The organism is Aeromonas veronii (assembly GCA_041319085.1).
Taxonomy (GTDB): domain Bacteria; phylum Pseudomonadota; class Gammaproteobacteria; order Enterobacterales; family Aeromonadaceae; genus Aeromonas; species Aeromonas veronii_F.
The window spans coordinates 3,914,390-3,931,977 of sequence record CP101033.1 but is presented as its reverse complement, the minus strand read 5'-3'; the positions used below and the strand labels follow the sequence as shown (position 1 = coordinate 3,931,977).

Sequence of the window (17,588 nt, the reverse complement as noted above, 5' to 3'; positions counted from 1 at the left end):
TTCTGACTAACTGCTTGTCGTTGGTTTTTTTATTCCAGAATTCCGGCTGGGGAACAGCCAAAATCAGTTGGCTGTCACAAAAAAAAAGGCTTGCCCAGCAACAATCATTGTGCTAGTTCTAATAGCCATTCGCGGTACACACCGCCCCCATTTGACAGGATTTCCGGTTGTAACTATGAACATGGCCTCCCGTTTCGTCAGCATTATTATGGTCCTAGTGGTGATTATTATCTCACCGCTCGGGGCTCGTTTAGCTGCACGGAACAAGGGATAGACCCACCACCGGACAGAACGAAACAAGCGACCCCCGAGCCTCACCGCTCGGGGGTTTTTTTTCGACCAAAGGACAGGATTTTCCAGATGAACGGCGCGCAGTTTTTGGTACAGGCTCTCAAGAAACAGGGTGTGACCCAGGTGTTTGGTTACCCGGGCGGGGCCATCATGCCGGTCTACGATGCCCTGTATGACGGCGGTCTGGCCCATCAGCTCTGCCGCCACGAGCAGGGTGCCGCCATGGCGGCGGTGGGGTATGCCCGCGCCTCCGGGCAGGTGGGGGTCTGCATCGCTACCTCCGGCCCCGGCGCGACTAACCTGGTGACCGGGCTGGCGGAGGCGCTGCTCGATTCGGTGCCGCTGGTGGCCATCAGCGGTCAGGTGCCCTGTTCCGTCATCGGTACCGATGCGTTTCAGGAGGTCGACGTGCTCGGCATGTCTCTCTCCTGCACCAAACACTCCTTCATGGTGACCGATGTGGCCGATCTGCCGCAGGTCATCGCCGAAGCCTTCGCCATTGCCAGTGAAGGGCGCCCAGGCCCGGTGCTGATCGACCTGCCCAAAGATGTGCAGCTGGCCAATATTCAACTGGCCAATGCGCCGATCCAGAGCCCGCTGTTTGCGGTGGCAGAGCCCGAGCATCTGAGCCAGGCCGAACTGACGGCCGCCCGTACCCTGCTGGCTGCCGCCGAGCGACCGGTGCTCTACGTCGGTGGCGGGGTGGGCATGGCCAATGCCGAGCAGCAGTTGCGCGACTTTGCTGCCGCAACCGGCATGCCTGCGGTCACCACCCTCAAGGGGATTGGCGCGCTCGACCCCGATAGCCCCGTTTACCTCGGCATGCTCGGCATGCACGGCACCAAGGCGGCCAACTACGCGGTGCAGCAGTGCGATCTGCTGCTGGTGGTGGGTGCCCGTTTCGATGATCGGGTGACCGGCAAGCTGGAGGAGTTCGCTCCCGAGGCCAAGGTGATCCACCTGGATGTGGACGCCGCCGAGTTCGGCAAGCGCCGCGCCGCCGAGGTGGGGATCACCCAGGATCTCAAACAGGTGTTGCCCGCCCTTGCCATGACCCTCTCCATCGATCCCTGGCGTGAACACTGCGCCGCCATGGCCCGCGCATATACCTTTCGCTACGACCATCCGGGGCAGGCCATCTATGCGCCGGCATTGCTCAAGCAGCTTTCTGCCAAGTTGCCGGAGAGCAGCGTGGTGGCCTGCGACGTGGGTCAGCACCAGATGTGGGTGGCCCAGCATATGCGCTTCACCAGCCCGCGCAACCACCTCTCCAGCGCCGGTCTCGGCACTATGGGCTTCGGTCTGCCCGCCGCCATCGGCGCCAAGATGTCGCGCCCGCAGGATGAAGTGGTGCTGGTAAGCGGTGACGGCTCTTTCATGATGAACGTGCAGGAGCTCGGCACCATCCGCCGCGCCCAGCTCAAGGTGAAGATGGTGCTGCTGGATAACCAGCGCCTCGGCATGGTGCGCCAGTGGCAAGAGCTGTTCTTCGATGGCCGCTACAGCGAGACCATCCTCACCGACAACCCCGATTTTGTCGCCCTGGCCGCCGCTTTCGGCATTCCAGGCGAAACCATCACATGCAAGGAGCAGATAGCCGGTGCCCTCGATCGCCTGCTGAAGAGTGAAGGCGCCTATCTGCTGCATGTGGCCACTTCAGAGGAAGAAAACGTCTGGCCCCTGGTTCCGCCGGGAGTCGCCAACCACAAGATGATGGAGCAACGCCCATGAATCCGTACACCCTTGCCCAGCCAGCATTTGCACAACACACCCTGCATATCCACGCCCAGCCCAGACCTGAAGTGATGGAGCGGGTGCTGCGGGTGGTGCGTCACCGCGGCTTCGCTCTCTGCGCTCTGAACATGGAGCAGGATTGCCAACAGCTGCGGATCACGGTTACTGTCGAGTCGGCGCGTCCCATCCAGCAGTTGTGGAGCCAGCTGGTGAAGCTGGTGGACGTCTCCCGGGTCGATGCACTGGAACAGCAACCCCGGATCAGCGCTTAAGGAGCCAAGCCAATGTCACAGCCTTCCCAATCCGCCACTCACCCGCAATACATCTGGTTCAACGGCAAACTGGTGCCCTGGCAGGATGCCCAGGTACACGTGATGAGCCACGCCCTGCACTACGGCTCCTCGGTGTTCGAGGGTGTGCGCGCCTACGATACCCCCAAGGGCACCTGCATCTTCCGTCTGCAGGAGCACACCCGCCGCCTGTTCGACTCCGCCAAGATCTACTGGATGGACGTTCCCTACAGCGAGGCCGACGTGAATGAAGCCTGCCGCACCGTGGTGCGCGAGAACGGCCTGAAGAGCGGCTATCTGCGCCCGCTGGCCTTTGTCGGCAACGTGGGGCTGGGGCTGCATCCGCCGTTGGATGCCAAGGCGGATCTCATTGTTGCAGCCCTGCCGTGGGGCGCCTATCTGGGGGAAGAGGGGCTAAAAAACGGGGTGGATGTCTGCGTCACCTCCTGGAGCCGGCTCGCCCCCAACACCATCCCCACCGGCGCCAAGGCGGGCGGTAACTACCTCTCTTCCCAACTGATCAGCCGCGAGGCCAAGCGCAACGGCTTTGCCGAGGGGTTGGCGCTGGATGTGAACGGCTATCTGAGCGAAGGGGCGGGGGAGAACCTGTTTCTGGTGAAGAACGGCGTACTGTTCACCCCGCCCGCTACCGCCGCCATCCTGCCCGGCATCACCCGCGACACCATCATGACGCTGGCGCGGGATCTCGGTTACGAGGTGCGCGAGCAGGCGCTGCCCCGCGAGGCGCTCTATGTGGCGGACGAGATCTTCATGACCGGTACCGCCGCCGAAGTGACCCCGGTGCGCTCCGTCGACCGGATGAAGGTGGGCGCTGGCAGCCGTGGCCCGGTGACCGAGCAACTGCAAAACGCCTTCTTTGGCCTGTTCAACGGCCAGACCGAGGACAAGTGGGGCTGGCTGACGCCAGTCAACGACTGATTGCAGAGGGGGGGCCATGCCTCCCCGAGTCGCTTCCGGTCAGGGCACTGCGCGGTGCCCTCACCAGGATCGATTCCCGATCCGAGAGTCACTTTTTCATTTCCAAAGATAATGAGCCCGTTGGGCATTCAGGGAGTAGAGACAATGCCGAAGTTGAGATCCGCCACCACCACCCACGGGCGTAACATGGCCGGGGCTCGCGCCCTGTGGCGTGCTACCGGAATGACCGATCAGGATTTCGGCAAACCCATCATCGCCGTGGTCAACTCCTTCACCCAGTTCGTGCCGGGCCACGTCCATCTCAAGGATCTGGGCCAGCTGGTGGCGCGCGAGATCGAAGCCGCGGGCGGCGTTGCCAAGGAGTTCAACACCATAGCTGTCGATGACGGCATCGCCATGGGCCACAGCGGCATGCTCTACTCCCTGCCATCGCGTGAATTGATCGCCGATTCGGTGGAGTACATGGTTAACGCCCATTGTGCCGACGCCATGGTCTGCATCTCCAACTGCGACAAGATCACCCCGGGGATGCTGATGGCCGCTCTGCGCATCAACATCCCGGTGATCTTCGTCTCCGGCGGCCCGATGGAAGCGGGCAAGACCAAGCTCTCCGACCAGATCATCAAGCTGGATCTGGTAGACGCCATGATCCAGGGCGCCGATCCCAAGGTATCGGACGCTCAGAGTGAACAGGTGGAGCGCAGCGCCTGCCCCACCTGCGGCTCCTGCTCCGGCATGTTTACCGCCAACTCCATGAACTGTCTGACCGAAGCACTTGGCCTCTCCCAGCCGGGCAACGGTTCGATGCTGGCGACCCACAGCGACCGCGAGCAGCTGTTCAAGCTGGCGGGCCAGCGCATCGTGACGCTGGCCAAACGCTGGTATGAGCAGGATGACGAGAGCGCCCTGCCGCGCAATATCGCCACCAAGGCGGCGTTCGAGAACGCCATGGCGCTCGACATCGCCATGGGCGGCTCCACCAATACCGTGCTGCACCTGCTGGCGGCGGCGCAGGAGGCGGGGGTCGACTTCACCATGGCCGATATCGACCGCATGTCGCGCAAGGTGCCGCAACTGTGCAAGGTGGCGCCCTCCACCCAGAAGTACCATATGGAAGACGTGCATCGCGCCGGCGGTGTGGTAGCGATTCTGGGACAGCTGGAAAAAGCGGGTCTGGTGCATGGCGATACCCGTACCGTGCTGGGTTGCTCCCTCGTCGAACAGCTCAATGAATATGACGTCAGCCGCCAGCCGAGTCAGGAGGTGGTGGATTTCTACCGCGCTGGCCCGGCCGGTATCCGCACCACCAAGGCGTTCAGTCAGGATTGTCGCTGGCCGGAGCTGGATCTGGACAGAGCAGAAGGCTGCATCCGCTCGCTGGATAACGCCTATAGCCAAGAGGGCGGCCTCGCCGTGCTCTCCGGCAACCTGGCGGTCAACGGCGCCATCGTCAAGACCGCCGGGGTGGATGAGGAGAACCTCACCTTCCGTGGCCCGGCCCGGGTGTTCGAGAGTCAGGAGAGCGCGGTGAACGGTATCCTCGACGGCACAGTGAAAGCGGGCGAGGTGGTGGTGATCCGCTACGAAGGGCCGAAAGGGGGCCCCGGCATGCAGGAGATGCTCTACCCCACCACCTATCTGAAATCCATGGGATTGGGCAAGGCGTGTGCGCTGATCACCGACGGCCGCTTCTCCGGCGGTACTTCGGGTCTCTCCATCGGTCACGTCTCGCCGGAGGCCGCTTCAGGCGGCACTATCGGTCTGGTGGAGGATGGCGACATCATCAATATCGACATCCCGGCCCGCAGCATGGTGCTGGAGGTGGCCGACAGCGTGCTGGCCGCGCGCCGTGTCGCCGTGGAAGCTCGTGGCTGGAAGCCGCTCGATCGCCAGCGTCAGGTCTCTTTTGCCCTGCGCGCCTATGCCATGTTCGCCACCAGCGCCGATAAAGGTGCGGTGCGTGATCGCACCCTGCTGGGGGAATAAGTCATGGTCTCTGCGGCTGATTATCTACGCAAGGTGTTGCTCTCTCCCGTCTACGAGGCGGCGCGCGTCACTCCCTTGCAGACCCTTAAAAAATTATCCGAGCGGCTCGGCAACCACGTCAGTCTGAAGCGGGAGGATCTGCAACCGGTTCACTCCTTCAAGCTGCGCGGTGCCTACCACAAGATCGCCACCCTGACCCAGGAGCAGAAGGATCACGGCGTTATCGCTGCCTCTGCCGGCAACCACGCACAGGGGGTCGCCCTGTCTGCCGCCAAGCTGGGTATCAAGGCGATCATCGTGATGCCCAAGACCACGCCGGACATCAAGATCGATGCGGTGCGCCGTCAGGGCGGCAACGTCATGCTGTTTGGCAACAGCTTCGATGAGGCTTATGGCGAGAGCCGCCGCCTCGCCGAACTGGAGGGCTACACCCTGATCCCGCCGTTTGACGACGTCGAGGTGATCGCCGGGCAGGGCACCATCGGCAAGGAGCTGCTGGAGCAGGATACTCACCTCACCCACGTGTTTGTGCCGGTGGGCGGCGGCGGTCTGGCTGCCGGGGTGGCGGTCTACATCAAGCAGCTGCTGCCGGATGTGAAGGTGATCGGGGTGGAAGCGGAGGGTTCCGCCTGCCTCAAGGCGGCCATGGCCGCGGGCGAGCCGGTCAATCTGGAGCGAGTCTCGCTGTTTGCTGACGGGGTGGCGGTCAAGCGCATCGGCGAGGAGAGCTTCCGCCTCTGCAACCAGTATCTGGACGAGGTGGTGACCGTCTCCAACGACCAGATCTGCGCCGCGCTCAAAGACATCTTCGACGACTGCCGCGCCATCGCCGAGCCATCGGGGGCATTGTCGCTGGCGGGTCTGAAAACCTACAGCGAGCGGGAGCAGGTCAAGGGGGGGCGGATGGCGGCCATTCTGTCCGGCGCCAACGTCAACTTCCACAGCCTGCGCTATGTGTCGGAGCGCTGCGAGATTGGCGAGAAGCGCGAGGGCATGCTGGCGGTGACCATCCCTGAGCGCAAGGGGGCCTTCCTCGACTTTTGCCGTCAGCTGGGGCCCCGCATGGTGACCGAGTTCAACTACCGCTACTCGGATGCGGAGCAGGCATCGCTGTTCGTCTCGGTGCGCCTCACCGGTGGTGACGAGGAGCTGGGCCAGATCATCGATCAGCTCGGTGGCAACGGCTATCCGGTGGTCAACATGACCGAGAGCGAGCTGGCCAAGAACCACGTGCGCTACATGATTGGCGGCCGCCCGGCCCGGCCCCTCGGTGAGCGTCTCTATAGCTTCAAGTTCCCGGAGCAGCCGGGCGCTTTGATGCGCTTTCTCGAGACCCTCGGCTGTCGCTGGAACATCAGCCTGTTCCACTACCGTAACCACGGTGCCGACTACGGCCGCGTGCTGTGCGCCTTCGAGCTGCCGGACGAGGACGTGGCCGCCTTCCACGACTACCTGCACGAGATTGGCTACGGCTGGAAAGAGGTGAGTGACGACCCCGCCTACCGACTGTTCCTGGCCAGTTGAGCAAGGGGGCTTCAACAACTCATCAGGAGGGAGGCGTTATGCCTCCCTTTTCTATTGCTGCGTGTGGATAGGTCCACTCCGTACGACGCAAGGTCATGGTTTAACTGGCAAAACGGTATGAGTAGGTACACCGGTGATTTTTACACCGGATATTGCTGGCAAGCTCACACTCCTGACCTGCTGGTCATTTGAGGCTGCCTGCGGATGGGGTACTCTGGAATGCGGGAAGCTGCCTGACGGCTTCACACAGGGAGAGTGCGCACTCAGGCGCCCTAACGACTTATTGCAGAGGCGAACATATGAATAAATCCATGCTTGCGGTATTGGTCAGTGGTTTGCTGGCGGCCGGGGCCGTGCAGGCCGCCGCTCAGGACAATACCTGGTATGTCGGTGGCAAGGCCGGTTGGTCGAACTATTACGGCGTTGATCACAACCAGTATGCCGAGTCGATTGCCCAATCTCTGGGCAATACCAGCGAGAACACGGATGATCTGGGGCTGGGCCTGTTCGCCGGTTATCAGCTCAACCCCAATCTGGGCTTCGAGCTGGGTTATGACTGGCTTGGCAAATACGACACCACTTCGGGCACAGGCACCAAGGCCCTCAATACCGAAGCCAAGAGCCAGATGATTCAGGCCACCATGAAGATCAGCTTCCCGGCAACGAATGTGCTCGATCTTTATGGCCGACTGGGCGGCGCCTATGCCTGGACGGATAGCGAGATCAGCTTCGCCAATACCAGCGAGACCGGCAAGAAGCATGGCGCCGCCTTCGTTGGGGCGCTGGGTGCCGAATATGCCATCGATCGTGACTGGGCTGCCCGTCTGGAGTACCAGTACACCACGCCGCTGGGAGATGCCTCGCTCGATCGCTCCGGCATCGAGCTGGATAACGGTCTGATTTCGTTCGGCATGCTCTATCGCTTCGGTCAGCAGGGTGGCGAGGTCGTTGCACCGGCGCCCGCTCCGGCCGCCGAACCGGCACCTGTAGCCGTGGTTGAGCCCAAGACCTTCAGTCTGAGTTCCGATGTGCTGTTCGAGTTCAACAAGGCGACCCTGAAACCGGCTGCCAATCAGGCGCTCGATGCCCTGTTCAGCCAGATTGTGGCGGCCAATCCGAAAGATGGCGTCGCGACCGTGGTCGGTTATACCGACCGCATCGGTTCCGACAACTACAACCTGGCGCTATCCGAGAAACGGGCCCAGAGTGTGGCCAGCTATCTGGTATCCAAAGGCTTGTATGCCGACAAGGTGCGGGTCGAGGGGCGTGGCAAGGCCAATCCGGTCACAGGCAACCGCTGCGCCAGCCGCTCCAAGCAGGAGCTGATCGCCTGTCTGGCACCGGATCGCCGGGTGGAAATCCATCTGGAAGGGGTCTCCCAACCCGCCCAATAAGCCGAGCGACGGGATCGATAAATGCAAAAACGGGAGGCTTGGCCTCCCGTTTCTTGTGGGGTGTTTATGATGTCGTGCCTCAGAGCCCGAACAGCGGGCGCAGGCGAATGCCGATCAGGCTACCTGCGAGGGCCATCAACATCCAGACCCAGCCGTGCAGGCTGCCGGAGGCGGTGCCATCAAAGAAACCGCCGAGGTTGCAGGCGGCGTACATGGCCCCCATCCCCATCAACAGGCCGCCAATGATGGATGCCAGACTGTTGCCGAGTCGCATCGGGGCGAAGTTGCCGCCACCGCTCAGGCAGCGCGCCAGCATGGCCCCCAGAATGCCGAGCCAGAACATGCCGACCATGGGGTTGATAAAGAGCGGCTGGGCCAGTTTCGGGTTGCCCTCGAACAGGCCGAACAGGGAGGCACCGCGCAGCGCCATGTCATAGACGGCGCCGGTGATGGTCCAGGCCGAGCCGTGCAGGGCGACCACGGACGAGTTGAGCAGGGCGATGATGATGCCGCCGGTCAGCACGGTGAAGCGGCCATCGCGCCAGAACAGGTTGCCGCCGCTGAAGAGGGGCTTGAGCTCGCCGGTGCGCTTGAGTTCGCTGTTGCGAAACAGCATGAACAGCACGGCGACCAGCGCCAGATTGAGCAGCATGCCGCTCCAGATATTACCGGTCAGATCCCGGGCCAATACCACATGGCTGGAGAAGGTGGCCTCCAGTTCGGGGCGGAACTGGTTGCTGATGAGGGTGCCGATGCCGTAGCAGATCAGCACCAGCCAGAAGCGGGGTTGTCCCTCGCCGCAGCAATAGAGCGTGCCGGTGGCGCAGACGCCCGCCAGCTGCATGCCGATGCCGAACAGGAAGGCACCGACGATGAAAGGAATGCCGATAGCCATCACGTTGCCCACCATGGCTCCGCCAAACAGGGCGTGGCTAAAGGAGAGGAAGCAGGTGAACAGCAGAATTTCGATGGCGATGGTGAGCAGGTGAACCCGCACATAGTAGCTGTTGCGCTTGGTCAGCATTTCGCGCCAACCGAATACGATGCCGAAGCGGCTGAAGGAGAGGGTGAAGCCGAAGCCGAATCCGATCAGGGCCATCAGAGCCCATTTCATACCAAAGGTGTTGCCTAGCCAGAGTAACGCTCCCCCCGCGAGTGCCACGATGGGGAGCGACCATTTTCGATTCATAACCGTTAATCCTTATAGCTGGATGAAAAATAGGGAGTGCGGATCCTATTCCCACATTGAGTCCAAGACTACCGGTTTAACAGGTCAGGAGGCGAGAAAACGGCATATCGCTTCTGACGATTTTGTTATCTACTGACTTGATTCTGAATGCTTTATATTGCGCGTCGCAGCGGAGCTCTTGCCATTGCGCAGACCATCCAGACTGAACAGCACCAGCGCGCTCCAGATGCAGGCGAAGGTGAGCAGTTTGTCCATCGCCAGCACCTCGCCATAGAGGGTGACCGCAAGGATGAACATCATGCTGGGGCCAATGTACTGGAAGAAGCCCAGGGTGGAGAGTTTGAGCCGGGTCGCGGCAGCAGTGAAGCAGAGCAGAGGGGCCGTGGTGACGGCGCCTGCGGCGATCAGCAGCAGGTTGAGATGCCAGTCGTTCTGGGTGAGATGGCTGGTGGGGCTGTCGGCAAAGCCCCACAGATAGATGGCGGCCGGTGGCAGCATGATCATGGTTTCGATCAGCAGACCGGTGAGGGCATCGAGGGCCAGTTTTTTGCGCACCAGCCCATAGATGGCGAAGCTCGACGCCAGCACCAGCGCAATCCAGGGCAAAGAGCCAAAGGCGATGAGCTGGATCGCCACCCCGGCAAAGGCCAGCGCGACCGCCCACCACTGCAGGCGGCGCAGCTTCTCGCTCAAAAACACCATCCCCAGCAGTACGTTGAACAGCGGATTGATGTAGTAGCCGAGGCTGGCATCCAGCATGTGACCGTTGTTGATGGCCCAGATGAACAGCAGCCAGTTGCCGCCGACGGTGACCGAGGTAAACGCCAAGGTGAGCAACACTTTTGGCTGACGCAACACCGCCTGCACCTTGTGCCACTGACGGCCTGCCAGGGTGAGCACCATCAACAGCACGCAGGACCAGATCATCCGGTGGGTCAGGATCTCGGCGGCCGGAACGGCAGAGATGGTCTTGAAATAGATGGGGGCTATGCCCCAAAGGGTATAGGCGCACAGGGCGTAGATGACGCCCTGACGCTGGATCTGTTGCTGCATGCGGATGACCTTTACTGAAGCGTTGGATGCGGGAAAACATCGCAAAAAATCAGTGTAGCGATCCTTTTGCGGGGACAGAAGCGAATAAACGAAGTTTAAGGGGAAGGAAGCGGTTGGCCGGTCAGTAAGCGTTCACCGACAGGGGCTTGACACACACAATTCGACAGGAATGGGGTAATCTGTTTTCTCGATGCAAGCACGAACAACTGCTCGCAACCACTCCTGAGGACAACGACCCAGTTTTTTGGCGGTCTCCACCAATGACAGGATGCGCTGGCGAAATTGTTCCCCTCGATGAGACCAAACGCCAAAGCTTCCCTTACGCCACAGCACATAACCGCGCAGGGCTCGCTCCGCCTCGTTGTTAGTCAAGGCGAGCTCATCATCGTTCATGAACCGCCACAGCATCTCGTCATCCCGGAGCAAGAGTTCACAGCGCCCACGGTAACGCTTGGTGCACCATAACGCTCCCAATTCCAACCGCTTGCGCCAGTTTTGCCTGTATCGCCTGAGCCTTCGCAGATAACGCTCTTTGCTCAGCAGACCGTTTTCCCATCGGTGCCTGGCCCTGAACACGCTGTCTGCCAGCAGGACCAGGCGGGCTCCGATTAGCTGATTAACGTCATCACTGCTATCGGCTATTGCGGCCACATTGCGCGCCACATGGGCCCAGCACAGCTGACGCTGACTGGCATCGATGAAGCGGTAACCGGCGTACTGATCTGTCACCAACACGCCATCGAGTTCAGAACCCAGCAACCGCTTGGCGGCATCCTGACCACGCCCGTAGGCGGTCATGAAGCAGACCGCAATCTTGCTCAGCGCCAACCACATCCAGCGCCGCTCGCCACCGCGCTGGTGCCGGGTCTCATCGGCATGGATATGGCTTGCCGACTGCACCTGCCGCTTGATGGCCTGGTGCGTGGGGGTGAGCATGGCGCTCACCCGGCCCTGCGCCTCGCTGATGGCACCGCGACTGAAGGTCAGGCCGAAGTGCTGTTTAAGCTGCTGCTGTATCTGGCTGATGCTCTGATGGAACTGGCCACTTTGCAGGGCAATGTAACTGAGTAAATGGGTGCCCATCTGGCAGCTGCTGATCGTCTCGGGCAGCTCAGCCTGGGCACTGGTCACGCAGTGAGTGCAGGTGCCCCGAAACAGCCGATGCTCAGTGACGAAGTAGCTTACCTCGGGCAGTTCAAACACCTGATGCACGCGGTAGGGTTTGGCATGAGGCAAGACGTTGCCACCGCAACAGAGGCACTCCGACGCCGGATAGTGAGCCGTTGTCGTCAGCCGGGCATCATGGGGATGCAGTTCGCGCCGGCTCCCCTTGTGGCCGGGCTGTGCCCCCGCTTCTTGCCAGAAGCAGGCCGTTTGCGCTCAGAGCGTGGGGCCGCTGCGCCATCGCTGGATGGCGGCTTGGATGAATTGCCGCTGTGTTGATTAAGGCGATCCTCCAGCTCGGCAATACGGTCGAGTAGCTTGTAAATCAGCTCATTGGCCTGCTCCAGCGTGAGCGGCAATCCTGGTGGAGGCGTGTTGTTCCTGTTCATGAAGACAAGGTTGCCTGATGGGCAGGATCAAACAAGAAGCAAATGTGGATCAAGAGACGATCGTATCATTATTTGCCTGTCAATACCCTGCGGGTGAACAGTTACGCCGGTCAGCCTTTACCGCGGCGGATCTTGTCGACGTCCATCAACAGCCACAGCATCAGGGCGATAGCGGAGATCCAGGGACCCCAGGTCACGTAGGCCTCGCCGTGCCCCAGCACGAAGAACAGCAGGGGCAACCCGATCACCAGAAAAAGTACGCTTCCCAGAAAAAATAGCATTTTTATCTTTATATTTAACATGTTGGCTTTTTTATCATTATAAGGATTGAGATCGTTGATGGAAGGCCAAAAATCCAAAAGGGGGATTTCTCCTGTCTCTTGATCACAACTATTGGTGCTCAAGAGACTGCGCCAGTTCGTAGCCTTCCAGGAGGGTCTGGAGTCGAAACCAGCCCTCCCATAATGCCGCTATTGAAGCCCGCCCCGTTCGTTTAGTGTCCTTCCAGCCCCCAGCTTGGCCAGGCTCCGGTACGCCCATCTCATATCCGGCACCTTGGTTGGCAACGGCGTTTTCTCTACCTTTCGCCAAAGCAGCTTCCACCCCGTCGGGCCTATCACCGTTTCGCAGCTTTGATTCTGTGCCGATGACTCCTCGTTGATAAACCTCAATTGCAACAGACGCACCGCGATAAACGACAAGATGACGCACATCCGCTTCAGGTTATCCATGCTCTGCATCCTTAAGGTTTCTACCCGAGTGCCGGCACTCTTCCAGACCTTGTGATAATCCTCGATAAGCCAGCGCCGCTCGTAATAGCCGATAACCTTGCGGGCCTGTGCATCGTCGGTCACGGCTTCACTAGTCAGCAGGTGCCACTCCAGCCGGTCAGAGGCATCGCCCTGCTCAATGCATCCCACGTAGTAGAGCGGGATATCCGGCTCGTTACGCTTGTTGGCCGGAGCCTTTAGGGTGACTTTGGTAAACTTGATGTCGAGCACGGCCTCTCTGGCTTTTCTGCCGCCCCGCTGCGGTATTTTGACGACCTTGGTGCCGGCAGAGTGGCACTGCCGGGCATAGTCGTAGAGCTTGTGGTCATGCTCTTCGATACAGCGACTTTGCATCGAGCGCACCACAAAGCGTTGTTGGTTGCTCTGCTTGTAATGCAGATATTCGTAGATATCCGCTTCCCGGTCACAGACCGAGATAACGTTGGCCATCTGAGTGCCGAGACGGGCGGCAAAGGCCACGGATGCCTCCTCCCACTTGCGACTCTCTTTCTCCTTGTAAGGCCGGGTGGCATGCCGGTGGCTCTCTCCCCGCTTGCTGACATCACGGGTCCAGATACGCTGTGCAATCATGCCGACCACCTGCGATTTATGCGGAGCAAACAACAAGACGGAGTGAGCCAGCAGAGCGCGACTACTGCCTTGATTGGTGTGCCCCAGCTCATCATGGACGCTGGCATGGTTGAAGGTCAGGGCCGTGGTATCTTCTAGTGCCAGCAACAGGTCGTAGTCCCTGGCTAGGGCTGCGGTGGTGGCAAAGCCTGCATCAGCAATGGCATCGGCATTGACATGGTGGTTGCGAATAAAGCGATATGAGCCTTCCATGTCGGCGGGTGAGAGGGGAAGTTGTGACACGCAATCTCCGGGTTGTTGAGCAAGGGCGGTGGCGAGTTTGACGAGACGTTCAGTGCGTCTGGGGTCCTTGAGATTGGCATGGCCAAACTGGTCGAATGCCCATTGTTCGAGTTGGGTGAGATGCATATTAGAGCCGTGATAAGGGATGGCAAAAGAGTCAGATCACGGAGAAGGGAAAAGGTTCAAAAAAATCCCCAAGCGATGCTTGGGGATTTGTGTATAAGAGACAGGATTTCTCCCCCTTTTGGATCCGATAGTGCTGCTTTGTCGTGTTATTCCAGCTGAATCCAGGTGCTTTTCAGCTCGGTGTACTTCTCCAGTGCGTGAAGCGACTTGTCGCGGCCGTTGCCGGACTGCTTGAAGCCGCCAAATGGCATGGTCATGTCGCCACCGTCCCAGTTGTTGACGAACACGGTGCCGGCGCGCAGGGCGCGGGAACCCTTCACCGCCTTGTTGAGATCCGCTGTCCAGATCGCCGCCGCCAGCCCGTAGTCGGTGTCGTTGCCCAGCGCAATGGCCTCTTCCAGCGTATCGAAGCCGGTCACAGCCAGCACCGGGCCGAATATCTCCTCGCGGAAGATGCGCATCTGCGGAGTCACGCCGTCGAAGATGGTGGGCTCGATATAGAAGCCGCCACTCTCCATATTGGTGCGGTTGCCGCCCAGCAGCAGTTTGGCCCCCTCCTGCTTGCCAATCTCGATATAGCGCAGCACCTGCTCCATCTGGATGTGATCCACCATGGCGCCGATGCGGGTAGCGGGATCGAGCGGGTTGGCCGAGATCCACTCGCGGGCATGGGCCAGCAGTCGCTCCATAAACTGCGGCTTGATGCTGTTTTGCACCAGCAGCCGGGAGGCGGCGGTGCACACCTCGCCCTGGTTGTAGAAGATGGCGCCAGCGGCGCTCTTGGCCGCGGCGTCCAGATCCGGCGCATCAGCCAGTATGATGTTGGGGCTCTTGCCGCCGCACTCCATAAAGGCGCGCTTGAGGTTGGACTTGCCGGAGCACTCCACCAGATGCTTGCCGATTTTGGTGGAGCCGGTGAAGGTGATGCAATCCACATCCATGTGCATGGCCAGCGCCTCGCCCACGGTATGGCCAAAGCCCGGCAGCACGTTGAATACGCCGTCCGGAATGCCCGCCTCCTTGGCCAGACCCGCGATGCGCAGGGCGGTCAGGGGGGACTTCTCGGAAGGCTTGAGAATGACCGAGTTGCCGGTGGCGAGCGCCGGGCCCAGCTTCCAGCAGGCCATCACCAGCGGGAAGTTCCACGGCACGATGGCGGCCACTACCCCGAGCGCTTCGCGGGTCACCAGCGCCAGCGCTGACTCCTCCACCGGGGCGACCTGATCGTAGATCTTGTCGATGGCCTCGGCGTTCCAGGCGATGCAGTTGGCGGCAGCGGGGGCGTCATAGCCCATGGCATCGCCGATGGGTTTGCCCATGTCGAGCGACTCCAGCAGTGCCAGCTCCACCTTGTTGAGGCGCATCAGTTCGGCGAAACGCTGCATGATCTGCTTGCGCTGTTTCGGGGCCAGCCCGCACCAGCGTTTGTCCTCGAAAGCGGCACGCGCGGCCTGCACCGCCAGTTCGGCATCGGCGGCATCGCAGGCCGCCACCTTGGCCAGGAGTTTGCCGTTGGCCGGGTTGATGCAATCGAAGGTAGCGCCGTTGATGGCGTCCCGGTAGCTACCGTTGATAAAGGCTTGCGAGGGCAGGGTCAGGTGGGCGGCCTTGTGTTGCCACTGGGCCAGGGTCAGGTCACTCATGTTCACTCCTTGAACCGGCAAAAGTCAGTTTCCGCGTATCAATATGCTAAACATTCTGCCGCTTGTAAATCCACTTTGTAACAATTCATTAAACATTGCCCCTCTGCCGACACGCATCTGAATGTTAGAAACTGGCGGGGGTATTGGCCGAAATCAGCACGCACTCCTGCTCGCCGCTATTGCGAAAACGGTGAGGGGTGCGGCTGTCGAAGTAGTAGCCATCCCCGGCGCCCAGCAGGTAGATCTGCTCGCCGACGGTCATTTCAACTTCGCCCTTGATGACGATGCCGCACTCTTCACCCTCGTGGCTCAGCATGTCGTCGCCGGTGTCGGCACCTGGTGGCAACACCTCCTGCAACATGCCGATGGCGCGGTTGGCCCGGCTGTGCCCGACCAGCCGGTAGCTGATGGGGTGGGTGCCGAGATCCGGCATATCGGCGGCGCGGAAGATCACTTCGCTGCCCATTTCGGTCTCTTCGGTGAAGAAGCTGGCCAGCGACATGGGGATGCCTTCCAGCACCTTGCGCAGGGAGGCAACAGAGGGGCTCACCTGATTTTTCTCGATCTGGGAGATAAATCCGTTGGTCACACCGGAGCGCTTGGCCAGCTCGCGCTGGGAGAGGGCTGCCTTGGTGCGAACCGCCTTGAGGCGGTGACCGATATCCATCTATAGACACTCCTTGACTGTTTACTATTATTAAAATTGTGTTAAATATCTTATACCACCCTGCTGATGCGTCTAGCTAGGGGTGGCAACAGACAGGGCGATAACGGGCCCTTTTTTATGGATTCAGGTGTTTAATTTAATAGGCATTGGCCGACAGTTGCTAAACACCTTAAGGATGAGGTGACCATGAAACCGATCAGCGACATCAATACGCCCTCCGACATGTCTGCGTTCTGGATGCCGTTCACCGCCAACCAGCAGTTCAAGGCGGCGCCGCGTATCCTGAAGTCGGCAGAGGGGATGTATTATCACTCAGAGGATGGCCGCAAGATACTGGATGGCACAGCCGGGCTCTGGTGTTGCAACGCGGGCCATGGTCGGCGCGAGATTGCCGAGGCGGTCTCCCAGCAGATTTCCCACCTCGATTTTGCCCCCACATTCCAGATGGGCCACCCCCTGCCGTTCGAACTGGCCAACCGGTTGGTGGAGATTGCACCCAAGGGCTTTGGCCACGTCTTCTATACCAACTCCGGTTCCGAGTCGGTCGATACCGCGCTGAAAATCGCGTTGGCCTGGCAGCGGGCTCGCGGTCAGGGCACCCGCACCCGGCTGATTGGCCGAGAGCGTGGCTATCACGGCGTCGGCTTTGGCGGCATCTCGGTGGGGGGGATTCCCGGCAACCGCAAGTGGTTCGGCTCCCTGCTGACCGGGGTGGATCATCTGCCGCATACCCTTAATATCGCCAAGAACGCCTTCACCAAAGGGTTGCCCGAGGAGGATGTGGCGCTGGCCGACGAGCTGGAGAAGATCGTCTTTCTGCACGATGCCAGCAATATCGCGGCGGTGATCGTCGAGCCCATCGCCGGCAGCACTGGTGTGCTGATGCCGCCCAAAGGCTACCTCAAGCGGCTGCGGGAGATCTGTACCAAACACGGCATCCTGCTGATTTTTGACGAGGTGATCACCGGTTTCGGTCGTCTCGGTTCCCCCTTTGCCGCGCAGGAGTTCGATGTCATCCCCGACATGATCACCTGCGCCAAGGGGCTCACCAACGGCGCCATCCCCATGGGGGCGGTGCTGGTGCAGAAGCACATTTATGACGACATGATGGCGGCAGGCAAGGGGGCCATCGAGCTGTTCCACGGCTACACCTACTCCGGCCATCCGGTGGCGGCGGCTGCGGGTCTGGCGACCCTCGAGATCTATCGCAATGAGAACCTGCTCAGCCGCGCCGCCGATCTGGCGGGCTACTGGGAGGAGGCGGCCCATTCGCTGAAGGGCTGCAAGCATGTGAAGGATGTGCGCAACTACGGGCTGGTGGCGGGCATCGAGCTGGAGTCCATGCCGGATGCGCCGGGCAAGCGCGCCTATGAGGTGTTCGTGCGCTGCTTCGAGAAGGGGGCACTGATCCGGGTGACCGGCGACATCATCGCCCTGTCGCCACCGCTCATTATTGAGCGCAGTCAGATCGACGATCTCTTCACCCTGCTGCAGGATGTCCTGCAGGCACAACCTTAACCCATTTGATGGCCCCGCACTGGCGGGGCCTTGCGTTG

At 60.7% G+C, this 17,588-nt stretch carries 12 protein-coding genes and 2 pseudogenes; 7 read left to right on the top strand and 7 right to left on the bottom strand.

The genetic code is table 11. The features are described 5' to 3' along the window. Positions 1 to 360: 360 nt before the first annotated feature. From ilvG to ompA, 6 genes are all read left to right on the top strand, one after another. Positions 361 to 2,022, top strand: coding sequence for an acetolactate synthase 2 catalytic subunit (gene ilvG, locus NMD14_18725; GenBank protein ID XEI32702.1), 1,662 nt, complete (start codon positions 361 to 363; stop codon positions 2,020 to 2,022). After that, positions 2,019 to 2,297 (top strand): acetolactate synthase 2 small subunit, encoded by a 279-nt coding sequence (gene ilvM, locus NMD14_18720; GenBank protein XEI32701.1) that lies wholly within the window; start codon positions 2,019 to 2,021, stop codon positions 2,295 to 2,297. The genes ilvG and ilvM overlap by 4 nt, the downstream gene beginning before the upstream one ends. Positions 2,298 to 2,309: 12 nt before the next feature. After that, on the top strand, positions 2,310 to 3,254 hold the full coding sequence (locus tag NMD14_18715) for a branched-chain amino acid transaminase (GenBank protein XEI32700.1): 945 nt from the start codon (positions 2,310 to 2,312) through the stop codon (positions 3,252 to 3,254). 144 nt (positions 3,255 to 3,398) lie between these two features. Then, positions 3,399 to 5,240, top strand: a complete 1,842-nt coding sequence (gene ilvD / locus NMD14_18710; GenBank protein XEI32699.1) for a dihydroxy-acid dehydratase — start codon at positions 3,399 to 3,401, stop codon at positions 5,238 to 5,240. Between the two features lie 3 nt (positions 5,241 to 5,243). Beyond that, positions 5,244 to 6,764 carry a threonine ammonia-lyase, biosynthetic gene (ilvA, locus tag NMD14_18705; GenBank protein ID XEI32698.1) on the top strand — a complete coding sequence of 507 codons (1,521 nt, stop codon included), beginning with the start codon at positions 5,244 to 5,246 and terminating at the stop codon, positions 6,762 to 6,764. Between the two features lie 299 nt (positions 6,765 to 7,063). Next, positions 7,064 to 8,158, top strand: a complete 1,095-nt coding sequence (ompA, locus tag NMD14_18700) for a porin OmpA (GenBank protein ID XEI32697.1) — start codon at positions 7,064 to 7,066, stop codon at positions 8,156 to 8,158. A gap of 79 nt (positions 8,159 to 8,237) precedes the next feature. Here ompA and NMD14_18695 read toward each other — a convergent pair whose 3' ends face one another. The 7 genes and pseudogenes from NMD14_18695 to NMD14_18665 form a co-directional block, all read right to left on the bottom strand. After that, positions 8,238 to 9,347, bottom strand: a complete 1,110-nt coding sequence (locus tag NMD14_18695) for a YeeE/YedE family protein (protein ID XEI32696.1) — start codon at positions 9,345 to 9,347, stop codon at positions 8,238 to 8,240. A 129-nt stretch (positions 9,348 to 9,476) separates the two neighbouring features. Beyond that, positions 9,477 to 10,400: an EamA family transporter RarD gene (gene rarD, locus NMD14_18690; protein XEI32695.1), complete on the bottom strand. Its 924-nt coding sequence runs from the start codon at positions 10,398 to 10,400 to the stop codon at positions 9,477 to 9,479. Between the two features lie 132 nt (positions 10,401 to 10,532). Next, positions 10,533 to 11,953: pseudogene (locus NMD14_18685) on the bottom strand (IS66 family transposase). Positions 11,954 to 12,063: 110 nt separating this feature from the next. After that, the gene (locus NMD14_18680) at positions 12,064 to 12,357 is read right to left on the bottom strand and encodes a hypothetical protein (GenBank protein XEI32694.1); all 294 of its coding nucleotides are present in this window, start codon (positions 12,355 to 12,357) and stop codon (positions 12,064 to 12,066) included. Next, a pseudogene (locus tag NMD14_18675) lies at positions 12,344 to 13,722 on the bottom strand (IS4 family transposase). Before NMD14_18675 ends, NMD14_18680 begins: the two are co-directional and overlap by 14 nt. A gap of 146 nt (positions 13,723 to 13,868) precedes the next feature. Next, the gene (locus tag NMD14_18670; GenBank protein XEI32693.1) at positions 13,869 to 15,365 is read right to left on the bottom strand and encodes an aldehyde dehydrogenase; all 1,497 of its coding nucleotides are present in this window, start codon (positions 15,363 to 15,365) and stop codon (positions 13,869 to 13,871) included. 124 nt (positions 15,366 to 15,489) lie between these two features. Next, positions 15,490 to 16,032 (bottom strand): cupin domain-containing protein, encoded by a 543-nt coding sequence (locus NMD14_18665; protein ID XEI32692.1) that lies wholly within the window; start codon positions 16,030 to 16,032, stop codon positions 15,490 to 15,492. Between the two features lie 186 nt (positions 16,033 to 16,218). On the opposite strand from NMD14_18665, the gene NMD14_18660 reads away from it, so the two are divergent. Then, positions 16,219 to 17,550 (top strand): aspartate aminotransferase family protein, encoded by a 1,332-nt coding sequence (locus tag NMD14_18660; GenBank protein XEI32691.1) that lies wholly within the window; start codon positions 16,219 to 16,221, stop codon positions 17,548 to 17,550. Positions 17,551 to 17,588 lie beyond the last annotated feature (38 nt).

Coding starts and splice junctions, on each gene's coding strand:
- ilvG (XEI32702.1), top strand. CDS start 361: ATGAACGGCGCGCAGTTTTTGGTACAGGCTCTCAAGAAACAGGGTGTG.
- ilvM (XEI32701.1), top strand. CDS start 2,019: ATGAATCCGTACACCCTTGCCCAGCCAGCATTTGCACAACACACCCTG.
- NMD14_18715 (XEI32700.1), top strand. CDS start 2,310: ATGTCACAGCCTTCCCAATCCGCCACTCACCCGCAATACATCTGGTTC.
- ilvD (XEI32699.1), top strand. CDS start 3,399: ATGCCGAAGTTGAGATCCGCCACCACCACCCACGGGCGTAACATGGCC.
- ilvA (XEI32698.1), top strand. CDS start 5,244: ATGGTCTCTGCGGCTGATTATCTACGCAAGGTGTTGCTCTCTCCCGTC.
- ompA (XEI32697.1), top strand. CDS start 7,064: ATGAATAAATCCATGCTTGCGGTATTGGTCAGTGGTTTGCTGGCGGCC.
- NMD14_18695 (XEI32696.1), bottom strand. CDS start 9,347: ATGAATCGAAAATGGTCGCTCCCCATCGTGGCACTCGCGGGGGGAGCG.
- rarD (XEI32695.1), bottom strand. CDS start 10,400: ATGCAGCAACAGATCCAGCGTCAGGGCGTCATCTACGCCCTGTGCGCC.
- NMD14_18670 (XEI32693.1), bottom strand. CDS start 15,365: ATGAGTGACCTGACCCTGGCCCAGTGGCAACACAAGGCCGCCCACCTG.
- NMD14_18665 (XEI32692.1), bottom strand. CDS start 16,032: ATGGATATCGGTCACCGCCTCAAGGCGGTTCGCACCAAGGCAGCCCTC.
- NMD14_18660 (XEI32691.1), top strand. CDS start 16,219: ATGAAACCGATCAGCGACATCAATACGCCCTCCGACATGTCTGCGTTC.